14 protein-coding genes are annotated in these 13084 nt (G+C 68.0%); 11 read left to right on the top strand and 3 right to left on the bottom strand.

Annotated features, from left to right (window positions below; all coding sequences use genetic code 11):
* The first annotated feature begins 1 nt into the window (after window position 1).
* Both ATCM_RS17715 and ATCM_RS17710 read left to right on the top strand, forming a co-directional pair.
* The gene (locus ATCM_RS17715) at window positions 2-1129 is read left to right on the top strand and encodes an NAD(P)-dependent alcohol dehydrogenase (protein ID WP_132865791.1); all 1128 of its coding nucleotides are present in this window, start codon (window positions 2-4) and stop codon (window positions 1127-1129) included.
* Window positions 1130-1203: 74 nt separating this feature from the next.
* Entirely contained in the window at window positions 1204-2310 is a 1107-nt protein-coding gene (locus ATCM_RS17710) for a helix-turn-helix domain-containing protein (RefSeq protein ID WP_132865790.1), read from the top strand.
* Window positions 2311-2328: 18 nt separating this feature from the next.
* On the opposite strand, the gene ATCM_RS17705 is transcribed toward ATCM_RS17710, so the two are convergent.
* Window positions 2329-2814: a YajQ family cyclic di-GMP-binding protein gene (locus ATCM_RS17705; protein WP_132865789.1), complete on the bottom strand. Its 486-nt coding sequence runs from the start codon at window positions 2812-2814 to the stop codon at window positions 2329-2331.
* 85 nt (window positions 2815-2899) lie between these two features.
* The gene (locus tag ATCM_RS17700; RefSeq protein ID WP_165931216.1) at window positions 2900-3991 is read right to left on the bottom strand and encodes a serine hydrolase domain-containing protein; all 1092 of its coding nucleotides are present in this window, start codon (window positions 3989-3991) and stop codon (window positions 2900-2902) included.
* A 105-nt stretch (window positions 3992-4096) separates the two neighbouring features.
* Here ATCM_RS17700 and ATCM_RS17695 point away from each other — a divergent pair, with 105 nt between their 5' ends.
* The 6 genes from ATCM_RS17695 to ATCM_RS17670 all read left to right on the top strand — a co-directional run bounded on the left by ATCM_RS17695 (window position 4097) and on the right by ATCM_RS17670 (window position 9364).
* Window positions 4097-4993, top strand: coding sequence for a DMT family transporter (locus tag ATCM_RS17695; protein ID WP_132865787.1), 897 nt, complete (start codon window positions 4097-4099; stop codon window positions 4991-4993).
* Between the two features lie 269 nt (window positions 4994-5262).
* Window positions 5263-6270: a methionine ABC transporter ATP-binding protein gene (locus ATCM_RS17690; protein WP_132865786.1), complete on the top strand. Its 1008-nt coding sequence runs from the start codon at window positions 5263-5265 to the stop codon at window positions 6268-6270.
* On the top strand, window positions 6267-6956 hold the full coding sequence (locus ATCM_RS17685; RefSeq protein WP_132865785.1) for a methionine ABC transporter permease: 690 nt from the start codon (window positions 6267-6269) through the stop codon (window positions 6954-6956). The genes ATCM_RS17690 and ATCM_RS17685 overlap by 4 nt, the downstream gene beginning before the upstream one ends.
* 84 nt (window positions 6957-7040) lie before the next feature.
* Window positions 7041-7835 carry a MetQ/NlpA family ABC transporter substrate-binding protein gene (locus ATCM_RS17680; protein ID WP_132865784.1) on the top strand — a complete coding sequence of 265 codons (795 nt, stop codon included), beginning with the start codon at window positions 7041-7043 and terminating at the stop codon, window positions 7833-7835.
* A gap of 143 nt (window positions 7836-7978) precedes the next feature.
* A complete protein-coding gene (locus ATCM_RS17675; protein ID WP_132865783.1) occupies window positions 7979-8542 on the top strand; it encodes a CcdC protein domain-containing protein in 564 nt (187 codons plus the stop codon).
* 60 nt (window positions 8543-8602) lie between these two features.
* Window positions 8603-9364, top strand: a complete 762-nt coding sequence (locus ATCM_RS17670; protein WP_132865782.1) for a YiiX/YebB-like N1pC/P60 family cysteine hydrolase — start codon at window positions 8603-8605, stop codon at window positions 9362-9364.
* Window positions 9365-9453: 89 nt separating this feature from the next.
* Here ATCM_RS17670 and ATCM_RS17665 read toward each other — a convergent pair whose 3' ends face one another.
* Window positions 9454-10095, bottom strand: coding sequence for an OmpW family outer membrane protein (locus tag ATCM_RS17665; RefSeq protein WP_132865781.1), 642 nt, complete (start codon window positions 10093-10095; stop codon window positions 9454-9456).
* Between the two features lie 202 nt (window positions 10096-10297).
* Between ATCM_RS17665 and ATCM_RS17660 the strand changes: the two genes are divergently transcribed.
* From ATCM_RS17660 to ATCM_RS17650, 3 genes are all read left to right on the top strand, one after another.
* A complete protein-coding gene (locus ATCM_RS17660) occupies window positions 10298-10852 on the top strand; it encodes a DNA-deoxyinosine glycosylase (RefSeq protein WP_132865780.1) in 555 nt (184 codons plus the stop codon).
* 187 nt (window positions 10853-11039) lie between these two features.
* Window positions 11040-12419 carry a dihydrolipoyllysine-residue acetyltransferase gene (gene aceF, locus ATCM_RS17655; RefSeq protein ID WP_132865779.1) on the top strand — a complete coding sequence of 460 codons (1380 nt, stop codon included), beginning with the start codon at window positions 11040-11042 and terminating at the stop codon, window positions 12417-12419.
* The gene (locus ATCM_RS17650; protein WP_132865778.1) at window positions 12416-13075 is read left to right on the top strand and encodes a hypothetical protein; all 660 of its coding nucleotides are present in this window, start codon (window positions 12416-12418) and stop codon (window positions 13073-13075) included. The genes aceF and ATCM_RS17650 overlap by 4 nt, the downstream gene beginning before the upstream one ends.
* The last annotated feature ends 9 nt before the right edge of the window (window positions 13076-13084 follow it).

The raw sequence follows: 13084 nt of genomic DNA, 5'->3' as shown, positions 1-13084 counted from the left end.
CATGAATGCGATTGATGCAACGCGCGAGATCACCGTGGCGGTGGTGCGCGGCAAGGAACAACCCTTCCGTATCGAGCAGGCGCGCATCCGCGGCCCGCGCAGCGACGAGGTGCGGGTACGGATCGTGGCGACGGGCCTGTGCCACACCGACCTGATCGTGCGCGACCAGTACTACCCGGTGCCGTTGCCGATCGTGCTTGGCCACGAAGGCGCGGGGGTGATCGAAGCGATTGGCCCGGAAGTGAAGGGGCTCGCGGTGGGGGACCACGTGGTGCTGGCCTACGGTGCCTGCGGGCATTGCAAGCCGTGCAGCAGCGGCCACGGCGCGTACTGCGTCGACTTCTATGCGCAGAATTTCGGCGGCGCCGCGGCCGATGGTTCCAACGCGCTGGAGGACGCCGACGGCGCCCCGCTGCACGACCACTTCTTCGCCCAGTCCTCTTTCGCCACCTATGCCCTGGCGCGCGAGAACAACGCGGTGAAGGTGCCCGACGACGCACCGCTGGAACTGTTGGGGCCGTTGGGCTGTGGCATCCAGACCGGAGCCGGGGCGGTCATCAACTCGATGAAGGTCACGCCCGGCAGCAGTTTCGCCGTCTACGGGGCCGGTGCGGTCGGCCTGAGCGCGGTGATGGCCGCGCGCGTGGCGGGTGCGGCCATCATCATCGCCGTGGACGTGGTGCCGTCGCGGCTGGCGCTGGCGCGGGAACTGGGCGCCACCCATGTCATCGACAGCCGCACGCAGGACATCGTCGCGTCGGTGCAGCAGATCAGTCCTGGTGGCGTGGACTACGCGCTGGAATCCACCGGCCGCGCCGACGTGCTGGAGCAGGGCGTTACCGCCTTGGCCAAGCTCGGCGTGATCGGCGTGGTCGGTGCTTCGAAGATGGGCACCCAGGCCAGCTTCGACGTCAACAACCTGCTGATGGGCGGGCGTAGCATCCGTGGCGTGGTCGAAGGCGACAGCGTGCCGCAGGTGTTCATCCCGCAACTGGTGCAGTTGTACCTGCAGGGGCGCTTTCCGTTCGACCGGCTGGTGACGTTCTACCCGCTGGCGCAGATCAACCAGGCGGCCGAGGACAGCCGCCGTGGCATCACGCTCAAGCCGATCCTGCGTATCGGCGGCTGAAGGCGGGACGAGGTGTCGGGAATGCACACAACGCGGGCAGGCCGCCGCCGTGCCCAGCCGCAGGAGTCGCCGTGATGACCGGGATCATCCAGGAGCGCCAGCAACAGCTGGCCCATGCGCGCCACGTGTTCGCCGAAGGCGGACCGCTACCCGTCCACCTGCTGCCGCCCCCGCTGCTGCGCTCGTGGCAACGCTCGCGGCAGGCCTGCATCGCGCCGCGCGAGGCCCCGCTGCTGCAGCCGCGCATCGCCCGTCCATCATTGCCGGAACACCCGGACGACCGGCGCCTGGCACGCTGCGTGCAGTATGAACTGGACCGGCTGTGGGCCGCGTTCGGCGGCCGCCACTGGACCCTGTTCTGCGTGAATGCACAGGGATGGATCGTGGCCCAGCGCGAGCACGGCCTGACCGATTCGCCGCTGCTGCGCTCGATCCAGCTCGGCCGGCGGCTGCGCGAGTCGCACCTGGGCACCACTGCCCCCAGCTGCGCGCTGGCCGATGACCTGCCGGTGCTGGTGCGTGGCAACGAACACTACCTGGACCACTTCGCGCACACCTTCTGCCTGAGCGTGCCGCTGCATGGGTTGGAAGGCCAGGTGCTGGGCGCGCTGGACATCACCGGCAACGGCGACCGCAACGCCGCGCTGCTGCTGGACTACTTCCGCCAGGCGGCCTTGTCGGTGGAGAACCGGTTGATGCTCGAATGCCGCCCGTGCCACCTGCTGGCCCTGCAGCATGATCCACGCTGGCTGCACACCCCGTTCCAGGGGCTGCTGGCGGTAGAGGAGAACGGGCGCGTCCGTGCCGCCAACCGCATCGCCCGGCGCCTGCTTGACCTGCCACGGCGTGGCCCCTTGCCGGCGCTGATGCTGGAAGGCCTGTTCGCTGCGGCCAACGTGCACCAGCGGCGGCGCCTGCTGCAGGCCGGGGCGGCGCGACGCGTGCCGGTCAGCGGGGACCGGGCGGTGTACGTGCAGTACCTGCGCCCGCCGGTGCCGCGGCGCGGCAGCATCGCCATCCCGGAGGCGGCGCGGCAGGCGGGGCAGGGCTCGCTGCGTGCGCAGGGCACGCGTGCGGTGCATGAAGCCATGCAACTGCACCAGGGCAATGTCAGCGCGGCCGCGCGCCGGCTCGGCATCTCGCGCACCACGCTGTACCGCAAGTTGCAGCAGTGCGACTGACCCTGCCGTAGCGTTGGATCAATCGCGGAAGTTGTCGAACTGCAGCGGCTGCTCGAACTCGCCCTTCTTCAGCAGTGCGATCACTTCCTGCAGGTCGTCGCGCTTCTTGCCGTTCACGCGCAGCTTGTCGCCGTTGATCTGGGTGTCGACCTTGATCTTGGCTTCCTTGATCCTGGCGGCGATCTGCTTGGCCAGCTTCTGCTCGATGCCCTGCTTGACCGTGACCTGCTGGCGCGCGCCGCCCAGGTTGGTCTCGATGTCGCCGAACTCCATGCAGCGGAAGTCGATGTTCCGCGCCGACAGGCGCAGGCGCAGGATGTCGGCCATCTGCTTGAGCTGGAAGTCGGTGGGCGCGGTGAGCTTGATCAGCTTCTCGTCCTCCAGGTCGAACTTGGCGTCCACGCCCTTGAAATCGAAGCGGGTGGACAGCTCGCGGTTGGCCTGGTCGATGGCGTTGGTCAGCTCGTGCTTGTCAACTTCGGAAACGACGTCGAAGGAAGGCATGGGGGTAACTCCGTTCAATGAAAACCGCCGCCATTCTAGGCGATGCCTTGCACCCCGGTAGAGCACCGCCATGATGCGCCGGCGTTCAGGGCCCCTTCCACTGCGCATGCAGCAGGTTGGACACCGCATAGCAGGCCGGGGCGTCCTTGTTGGACAACACCACCACCGTCTCGCCGGTGCGCGGGTAGTGGCGCACGTCGGTGCAGATGCCGTCGGCGCTGCCGCCGTGGCCCCAGCGGAAATCGCGCTCCGGCACGCCTTCGCCATAGCCGGTGGCAAAGAACCCCAGCCCCATGAACTCGCGCTGGGTGCGCGTGGCCTCGGCCAGCAGGGCAGGAGGCAGCAGCTTGCCTGCGTTCAACGCCTGCACGAAGCGCAGCAGGTCGCGCGCGGTACCCACCTCGCCGCCGGCGGCAAAACCGCGCGCCGGCAGCGTGGCGCAGTTGCGCACGCGCTTGCCGTCGACCTCCGCGTAGCCCGCGGCCAGGTCGGGGGCCGGGTCGCTGCAGTCCACGAAGCCGGTCCGGGTCATGCCGGCCGGTGCGAGGACGTGCTGCCGGATGTAACTTTCGAAGTCCTGCCCGGACAGTACCTCGACCATCCTGCCGAGCACGATGTAGCCGTAGTTGCCGTACTTCTGCTGCGTGCCGGGCGTGAACTCCGGGGCACGGCCACCGTGCAGCGCGATCATGTCGGCCAGCGTCCGCAGCCGGGCGCGCTCTGCGGAATGCGTGGCACCGAACAGCTCCTCGATGTCACCGGCGCCGGCGCTGTGGGTGAGCAGTTGCCGGACGGTTACCCCGTCGGCGAATGCCCGGTTCGGATAGTCCTTGAGCACCTGCCCGACCGGCGAGTCCAGGCCGAGCTTGCCCGCGGCCACCTGCTGCAGCACCGCCACGCTGGTGAACATCTTGCCGGCCGAGGCGAAGTTCAGGCGGTCACTGGCCTGCAGCGGCGCATCGCCGTTCTCGTCGCGCAGGCCGTAGGCCTTCTCGAACAGCACCGTGTCGCCGTTGGCCACCAGCACCACGCCGGAGAACTTGCCGGCCGCTTCCACGCCCAGCGCGAAGCCGTCCAGCTGGGCCAGCGCAAGCGGGTCGGGAACCTCGCCGGCCAGCGACGGCCAGGGCAGCGTGCCCAACAGGCAGGCCAGCAACGGGCGGAGGGGAACGGGCAACCGCGGACACTTCGCTTGCATGGGAATCTCCCGGCACGATGTGGGCTGAACATAGCGCACCGGCCGGGGTTACCGATAATGCGCGCGACAGCGGATAATCGATCCATGTCCGTGACCAAATCCCCCGCGCGCGCCATCATCTGGATGCTGGCCGCCGTCGCCTTCTTTTCGCTGATGGATGCCGGCATGAAGATGCTGGCCGAAAGCTATCCCACCCTGCAGGTGACCACGCTGCGTGGCGCGGCCTCGTTGCCGTTCGTGCTGGTGTGGGTGCTGATGACCGCCGGCCCGCGTTCGATCATCCCGGTGCGCTGGGGCCTGCACCTGCTGCGCGGCGTGCTGGGCATGGTGATGATCGGTTGCTTCGTCTACGCGCTGCGCACGCTGCCGTTGTCCACCGCCTACACGATCTACTTCGTCGCCCCGCTGCTGGTGGCTGCGCTGTCGGTGCCGTTGCTGGGTGAGTACGTGGGGCCGCGCCGCTGGGTGGCCATCGGCATCGGCCTGCTCGGCGTGATGGTGGTGCTGCGCCCGGGCGTGGATGGTTTCATTTCCTTCCCCGGGCTGATGGTGCTGATCGCGGCCACGGCCTACGCGATCGCCGCGGTGACGGTCAGCCTGCTGACCCGCACCGATACCCCGCAGTCGATGGTGGTGTGGTTCCTGCTGATCATGGCGGTGGGTGCGGGCCTGCTGGCCTGGCCGCAGTGGCAACCGCTGCAGTGGAAGCACGCTGCCCTGATCGCCGGCATGGGCCTGGCCGGGGCGCTGGGCCAGATCGCGCTGACCAAGGCGTTCCAGCTCGGCCAGGCCTCGCTGATCGCGCCGCTGGAGTACACCGGGCTGGTCTGGGTGATCGGCTGGGACCTGATGCTGTGGGACAAGCTGCCCGATCGCTGGACCTGGATCGGCGCGGCGATCATCGTCGCCAGCGGCCTGTACCTGTTGCACCGCGAGCGGGTCCAGCAGGCCCATCGGGCCGGTCCGGTCGACCATCCCTGAGCCCGCGCCGGCGGCACGTAGGCGGGGGAATCCCGGGGGCCTTTCCGGCGGGACCCGAAGGCATCTTCCCCGTCGTCCCCTTGGGCTGCGTCCAGGGGAGGGGCAGGACAGCGCTCGGGTCGGGATGGGGCCCGGTGGGCCAGCCGCAGCCCCGGAGATGCCAGCTTAGAACCAAAAGGAATAAGCTTCCGTCCATCAGCACGCGCGCCGGGCGGTCGGCGCTGCTAGGCTGCACGCCCCCCCATTCTGTCCCCCCGGTTGCCCAGGCAGTGATCGCGTTCCAGAACCTGCAGAAGTCCTATGTCGTCGATGGTCGCGCGATCACCGCGCTGCATCCGCTTGATCTGACGATCGAGGCCGGCGAGGTATTCGGCATCATCGGCCATTCCGGTGCCGGCAAGTCCACCCTGATCCGCCTGATCAACCGCCTGGAAGAACCCAGTGGCGGCCGCGTGCTCATCGACGGGCAGGACGCCACCACGCTGGACGATGCCGGCCTGCGTGCGCTGCGCCGCCGTATCGGCATGATCTTCCAGCACTTCAACCTGCTGTCCTCGCGCACGGTGGCGGCCAACGTCGCCTTCCCGCTGGAACTGGCCGGCACCGCGCAGGCCGAGATCGATGCGCGCGTCGCCGAACTGCTGCGCACCGTGGGCCTGGAAGCCCATGCCAGCAAGTACCCGGCGCAGCTGTCCGGCGGCCAGAAGCAGCGCGTGGGCATCGCCCGTGCGCTGGCCACGCGCCCGCAGATCCTGCTGTGCGACGAGGCCACCAGCGCGCTGGACCCGCAGACCACCGCCTCGGTGCTGTCGCTGCTGGGCAAGATCAACCGCGAGCTGGGCCTGACCATCGTGCTGATCACCCACGAGATGGACGTGATCCGCCGTGTCTGCGACCGCGTGGCCGTGCTCGACGCCGGGCACCTGGTCGAGATGGGCCCGGTGACCGATGTGTTCCTGCACCCGCAGCATCCCACCACCCGCCGCTTCGTGTCCGAGTCCGAGCACGTGGACGAAGGCGAGCAGCTGCGCGACTACGCCGCGGTCAACGGTCGCATCGTGCGCCTGACCTTCCTCGGCAATGACACCTACGAGCCGCTGCTGGGCCGCATCGCGCGCGAGACCGGGGTGGACTACAACATTCTGTCCGGCCGCATCGACCGGATCAAGGACACGCCGTATGGCCAGCTCACCGTCGCGCTGGTCGGCGGTGACCAGAATGCCGCGCAGGCCGTTTTCGTTGCGGCCGGCGTCCACGTGGAGGAGCTGCGCCAATGATGTTCGCAACCGCAGGCGGCTTCTTCCGCCACCTCGATGCCGGCAAGTGGGCCGACATCGGCCAGGCCACCGTCGACACGCTGCTGATGCTGGCCGGCTCGCTGCCGCTGACCATGGCCATCGGCCTGCCGCTGGGCGTGCTGCTGTTCCTGACCGGTTCGCCGCAGCTGCACCGCAAGCCGGTGGTCTACGGCGTGCTGGCGCTGCTGGTGAACCTGCTGCGCTCGGTGCCCTTCATCATCCTGATGATCGTGCTGATCCCGGTCACGCTGGGCCTGATGGGCACCTCGCTGGGCGTGCGTGGCGCGATCCTGCCGCTGGTCGTCGGCGCGGCGCCGTTCTATGCGCGCCTGGTCGAAACCGCTTTGCGCGAAGTGGACCGTGGCGTGATCGAGGCCAGCCAGGCGATGGGCGCAACCACCCGCCAGCTGGTGTTCAAGGTACTGCTGCCGGAGGCGCGCCCGGGTCTGATTGCCGGTGCCACGGTCACCACCATCGCCTTGATCGGCTTCACCGCGATGGGCGGGGCGATCGGTTCCGGCGGCCTGGGCGACCTGGCCTTCCGCGATGGCTACCAGCGTTCGCACACCGACGTGGCGCTGGTCACCGTGGTGTTGCTGCTGGTGCTGGTCCAGTTGCTGCAGATGGCTGGCGACCGGTTGGTCGCACACTACAGCCGCAAGTAAACCGGGTCAGGCCGTGCGCCCTGCGCGCGGCTGGCCTGTTACGGTATGCCGTCCACCATCCTTCCCCACGGGATCCTGATTCCTATGAAAAAGCTGCTCGCCTTCCCCCTGTTCGCCGCCGCGCTGGCGCTTTCGGCCTGCGGCAAGCCGGCCGCCGATGCGTCCAAGCTGGTGGTCGCCGCCACCGCCGTGCCGCACGCCGAGATTCTGGAAGTGGTCAAGCCACTGATGGAGAAGGAAGGCGTCACGCTCGACGTGCGCGTGTTCAACGACTACGTGCAGCCCAACGACCAGTTGGTGCAGAGGCAGGTGGACGTGAACTACTTCCAGACCGAGCCCTACCTGCAGGCCTACAACCGTGACCGCAAGACCGACCTGGTCACCGTCACCGGCGTGCACATCGAGCCGTTCGGTGCCTATTCGCGTCGCTTCAAGTCGTTGGCCGAACTGCCCAACGGCGCCGACGTGGTGATCCCGAACGATCCGAGCAACAACAGCCGCGCGCTGATCCTGCTGGACAAGGCCGGCGTCATCAAGCTCAAGGACCCGTCCAACGCCCTGTCCACCCAGCGTGACATCGTCGAGAACGCCAAGGGCCTGAAGTTCCGCGAGCTGGACTCGGCGATGCTGCCGCGCGTGCTCGACCAGGTCGACCTGGCGCTGATCAACACCAATTACGCGCTGGACGCGGGCCTGAACCCGACCAAGGATGCGCTGGCCATCGAGAGCAGCGATTCGCCGTACGTGAACTTCCTGGTCGCGCGCCCGGACAACAAGGACGACGCCCGCGTGCAGAAGCTGGCCAAGGCCCTGACCAGCCCGGAAGTGAAGGCCTTCATCGAGCAGAAGTACAAGGGCGCGGTACTGCCGGCGTTCTGACCCACGCACCGCTCGTGCCGGGCCACGCGCGGCAGGGGCGTGCCCGGTGAAGCCCCGGCGGGGCGTGGCTCCGCTCTACCGGCCATCACGCGTGCCGGCCTATGCTCCCCGTTCCCGCTGCATCACGAACGGACCCTGACACCATGCCGATGCTGTTCGCCCTGCCGCTGGGGCTGCTGGTCTTCGTTGCGATCGCGCTGCTGCTGTTGCCGCTGTCGCTGTGGCAGCGCGTGCGCAACGGCGGCGCGCGACGCCAGGCGCGGCCCTGGCTGATCACCTTCAATTTCTGGGGCACGCTGGTCTCGACCGTGATGTTCGTGGTGTTCACCGCCATCGCCGGCTTCTGGTGGACCAACGCCTGGGCCTATGCCGCCCTGGGATGGCTGGTGGGGCTGCTGGTCGGCGTGCTGGGCTACCGGCTCACGCAGTTCGACCCGGGTCCGGACGTGCTGTTCTACAAGCCCAGCACGGCGCTGGTGCTGCTGTTGACCCTGATGATCGTGGTGCGCCTGGTGGCAGGCCTGGTGCAAGGATGGCAGGCCTCGGTGAACGGCGTGGCCTGGCCGCAAAGCGGCTGGCTCAGCCATGCCGGCCTGCTGGCGATGGCGGCCCTGCTGCTGGGCTATGCCGGCATGTACGCACTGTTGCTGCGGCGACGGGTACGGCATCACCTGCGCTATCGTCGCTACGACCGCAGCGTGCGCTGATCCATGGCGGCCACGCCGGGCTGCCGGTAGGCTGGTGCAACGATCCTGCCGGGGGTATCCATGGGCGTGTTGAACCTGCTGGGACGCCGGATGGCGCATTTCCTCGCCCAGCCACGGCGTCGCCAGATGCGGCCGTCCACCAGCGACCCGGCGTTGCTGGCGCGGACGCTGCGACGCGGTGACGTGCTGCTGGTGGAAGGCAACAGCCGCTTCGCCACGGCTATCAAGTACCTCACCCAGTCCACCTGGTCGCACGCCGCGCTGTACATCGGCGAGGAGCCATTGCACGAAGGCGGGCGGCCGCAGCCGATGCTGATCGACGTGGACGTGGAGCAGGGCGTGCGGCGCATTCCGCTCAGCGAGTTCGCCCACCAGCACACGCGCATCTGCCGTCCACAGGGGCTGGCGCCGATGGTGGTGGAACAGCTGGTCGCATTCATGCGTGCACGGCTGGGCTACAGCTACGACCTGAAGAACGTGTTCGACCTGGCCCGTTACCTGATCCGCCAGCCGCCCGTGCCCGGCAACATGCGCCGGCGCTTGATCGCGCTGGGCAGCGGCGAACCGACCAAGGCGATCTGCTCGACCTTGCTGGCGCAGGCATTCGAGTCGATCCGCTACCCGATCCTGCCCGAGATCGAAACGGTGCTGGAGCAGGCCGGTGGCCGCGAACAGCGGCTGGAGATCCTGCACATCCGCAACTACAGCCTGTACACGCCGCGCGACTTCGACGTCTCGCCGTTCTTCGACGTGATCAAGCCACGCCTGCAATCCGGCTTCGACTACCTGGCCCTGCAATGGAGCGAAGACGGCACCCCGTGAAGCCGCCCTGCGGCTGCGTGAACGAAGACAGGCACGGACCGCGAACGGTCCGTGCCTGTTGAATCAACCGCTGCTTTGTTCTGGATGAATCAGAAGCGGGCGCCGATACCAAAGCCCACGGTCCACGGGTCCAGCTTCAGGTCCTGGCCGGTGCCGGCGCCAGCGACGCGCAGTTCCGGACGGGCGTGCATGTAGCGTGCATCGGCACGGGCGAACCAGGTGGAGTTGATGTTCATGTCCACGCCGACGGTGCCGATGGCGCCCTTGGCGGTTTCCACGGCGACGTGGTCGCCGGTGCCGGACAGGCCATCGATCTTCTCGTTGCTGAAGTTCGACTCGTAGTAGCCCACGCCCACGAACGGGCGGAACACGTTGTCAGCCGCGCCGAAGTGGTACTGCGCGCTCAGCGCGATCGGCTGCTGCTCGACCGAGCCGGCCTTGGCGCCGCCATCGGTGCGCACGCGGTGGTTGAACTTGTCGGCAGCACCCCACAGTTCCACGGCGATGTTGTCGTTGAAGTAGTAGCTGGCGCTCAGCGTCGGGGCCGGGCCGCCATCGAACTTGTCGATGCCGTCCACCGGATCGCTCTTGGGCTGCAGCAGCGCAACGCCGCCAACCACGGCAAAATGCTTGCCCGATGCAGTGTCAGCCGTGCCGTCCTGCGCGAACGCAGTGGAAGAAAGCGCAAGTGCGCCCAGGGTGGCAAGGCTCAGAATCTTGATCGAACGCATAACAAACTCCTCGTCTCTCTATCGGGACATTGTTGTTTTCGAGGCCCTCGTTGCGGGGCGTGGCAAACCCTAGCGATGCGAAGATGAATCGCTCTGTACGCATGGGGTTTTTTCTGTGCATGCGTTCAGTAAGCAATGGACGAAACCCCATGAAATCGGGACAAACCACCCAAAGTCCGTTCACGATGTTGTGGCGCGCGTGATGGACGAACAGCTACTGCAGGGATTGCCTGCGCAGGTGAATGCGGATTGCCGGGTGCTGGTGCTGGGTTCGATGCCGGGCGCGGTGTCACTGCAGCAGGCGCGTTACTACGCGCATCCGCGCAACCGCTTCTGGCCGTTGATGGGCGCGTTGTGCGGATTCGATCCCGCGCAGGAGTACACGCAGCGCCTGCATTGCCTGTTGCAGTCCGGGGTCGGTGTCTGGGACGTGATCGGCCAGTGCCGGCGCAGTGGCAGCCTGGATGCGGCCATCGAGCGGGGCAGCGAAGTGCCCAATGCGCTGCCGGCGCTGATCCAGGGCCTGCCCGGGCTGCGCGCCATCGCCTGCAATGGCGGTGCCGCCGCCGCGGCGTTCCGGCGCTGGGTGTCCCCGGCTTTGCCGCCTTTGGCGGCTGCGCTGCCGGTGCTGGCGCTGCCTTCCACCAGTCCGGCCAACGCGGCATGGACATTGCCGCGCCTGCGCGCGGCCTGGGCGCCACTTCAGCCGTGGCTGGAAACCGGCGCGCAAGCTGCCCCAACGGCCCGTGGCCGTTGACGGGCAGGACATCAGGGACAACCGTTCGGGTCAGTATTGATGGCCTGGCTGGGACAACCGTCGCGCCCGGCCGGGCTTGGGGCGTGGCTGTCCAGGGACATACGTAGGCGAATTCAGTGGAGGCGGTTGGCGCTGCGGCCCGGGGACGCCACAATAGGAGATTCCCTCACTGTTGCTGGAGTTATTCATGGCCGAAATCAAGGAAGCACTTGTCCCCGATATCGGTGACTACAGCGACATTCCGGTGATCGAGATCCTGGTTGCCGTCGGCGACACGGTGAAGAAGGACCAGGGCCTGGTCACGCTGGAATCGGACAAGGCCACGATGGAAGTGCCGTCCGCCTATGCCGGCGTGGTCAAGGAACTCAAGGTCAAGGTGGGTGACACCCTGTCCGAGGGCAAGGTCGTGGCCGTGATCGAAGTGGCCGAGGAGAGCGCCGCCAAGCCGGCCGCCGCAGCTGCCCCGGCCGCGCCGGCCAAGGTCGAGCCGACCGCCGAGACCGGTGCCAAGGTCGAGCCGGTGGCTGTTGCCCCGGTGGCCGACAAGCTGGCCCAGCGCGAGATCCAGCAGGAAGACGCGCTGCCGGCCGGCACCCCGGCGACCCCGCCGGTGCAGTTCAACGCCGAAGGCGTGTTGCCGTCCAAGGTGCCGTATGCCAGCCCGGCGGTGCGCGTGTTCGCCCGTGAGCTGGGCGTGGACCTGGCCCAGGTGGGGGGCAGCGAGAAGGGCGGCCGCATCACCAAGGCCGACGTGCAGAAGTTCGTCAAGGGCGCCCTGAGCGGTGGCGTGGCCGTGGCCGGTGCCGCACCGGCCCCCGCCGGCGGTGGCCTGAACCTGCTGCCGTGGCCGAAGGTGGACTTCAGCAAGTTCGGCGAGACCGAGGTGCAGCCGCTGTCGCGCATCAAGAAGATCTCCGGCGCCAACCTGGCCCGCAACTGGGCGATGATCCCGCACGTCACCCAGTTCGACCAGGCCGACATCACCGAGCTGGAAGCCCTGCGCGTGGCGCTGAACAAGGAAAACGAGAAGGCCGGCATCAAGCTGACCATGCTCGCCTTCCTGATCAAGGCCAGCGCCGCGGCGCTGAAGAAGTTCCCCGAGTTCAACGCCTCGCTCGATGCCAGCGGCGAGAACCTCACCCTGAAGAAGTACTTCCACATCGGCTTCGCCGCCGACACGCCGAACGGGCTGGTCGTGCCGGTGATCCGCGACGTGGACAAGAAGGGTGTGGTGCAGATCGCGCAGGAAACCGGTGAGCTGGCGAAGAAGGCGCGCGACGGCAAGCTCGGCCCGGCCGACATGAGCGGCGGCTGCTTCTCGATCAGCTCGTTGGGCGGCATCGGCGGCACCGCCTTCACCCCGATCGTCAATGCACCGGAAGTGGCCATCCTGGGCGTGTCCAAGTCCTCGATCCAGCCGGTCTGGAACGGCAAGGAATTCGCCCCCAAGCTGCTGCTGCCGCTGTCGCTGAGCTACGACCACCGCGTCATCGACGGCGCGCTGGCCGCACGCTTCACCACGTACCTGTCGCAGGTGCTGGCCGACATGCGGCGCGTGCTGCTGTGACATCGGCCGCGCTCAAGCGGGCGCTGTTGATCGCGTTGCTGGGGCTGGCATCCTCGCCGGCCCTGGCCGCTCGCCAGTGCGAAGCGGTGGTCGGCGAAGGCTGGCCGCCGGCGGTGGGCAACTACGGCCAGGCTGCCGCGCAGCTGCTGGGTGGCCAGGCCGAAGATGGCCTGTCGCTGCTGGTGTTGCCGGCGCGGGGCGTGGAGACCCAGGTGCTGCTGCGGCGCGACGCCGGCAGCAGCCAGTGGCAGGTGCTGGCCGGCCAGGCCGACAAGCGCATCTACAACTGGGACGGCGGCGCCAGTCGTGGCGGGGTGAACCTGCGCCTGGACCAGTCGCCGGAGTTCGCCCAGGCGCCCCTGCCCGATGCACTGGCCCAGCGCCTGGTGGCGGCATGGGCCAGTGCCCTGGCCACGCCCGAAGTGGCTGCGCGTGCACCGGTGACCGATGGCGAGGTGGTGTCCTTCACCATCAACGGCGAGCGTTACAGCGGGTTGCGGCCCGGTTGCGGCCAACTGGCGGAGCTGCTGGAGCAGGCTGCGCTGCTGGTCGAGCTGGCGCACAGCAAGGACAAAAAATACGAGAAGCGCTACGAGGGCATCGAACGCGCGCTCGACAAGATGCATGACCGGTTCTACGGCGAAGACGCCGGCTGAGCCCACAGG

Source organism: Stenotrophomonas sp. ATCM1_4 (assembly GCF_004348115.1).
In the GTDB taxonomy this organism is placed as follows: Bacteria; Pseudomonadota; Gammaproteobacteria; order Xanthomonadales; family Xanthomonadaceae; genus Stenotrophomonas; species Stenotrophomonas capsici.
The sequence above is the reverse complement of the archived record's forward strand: the minus strand, read 5'-3'. Positions and strand labels throughout refer to the sequence as shown.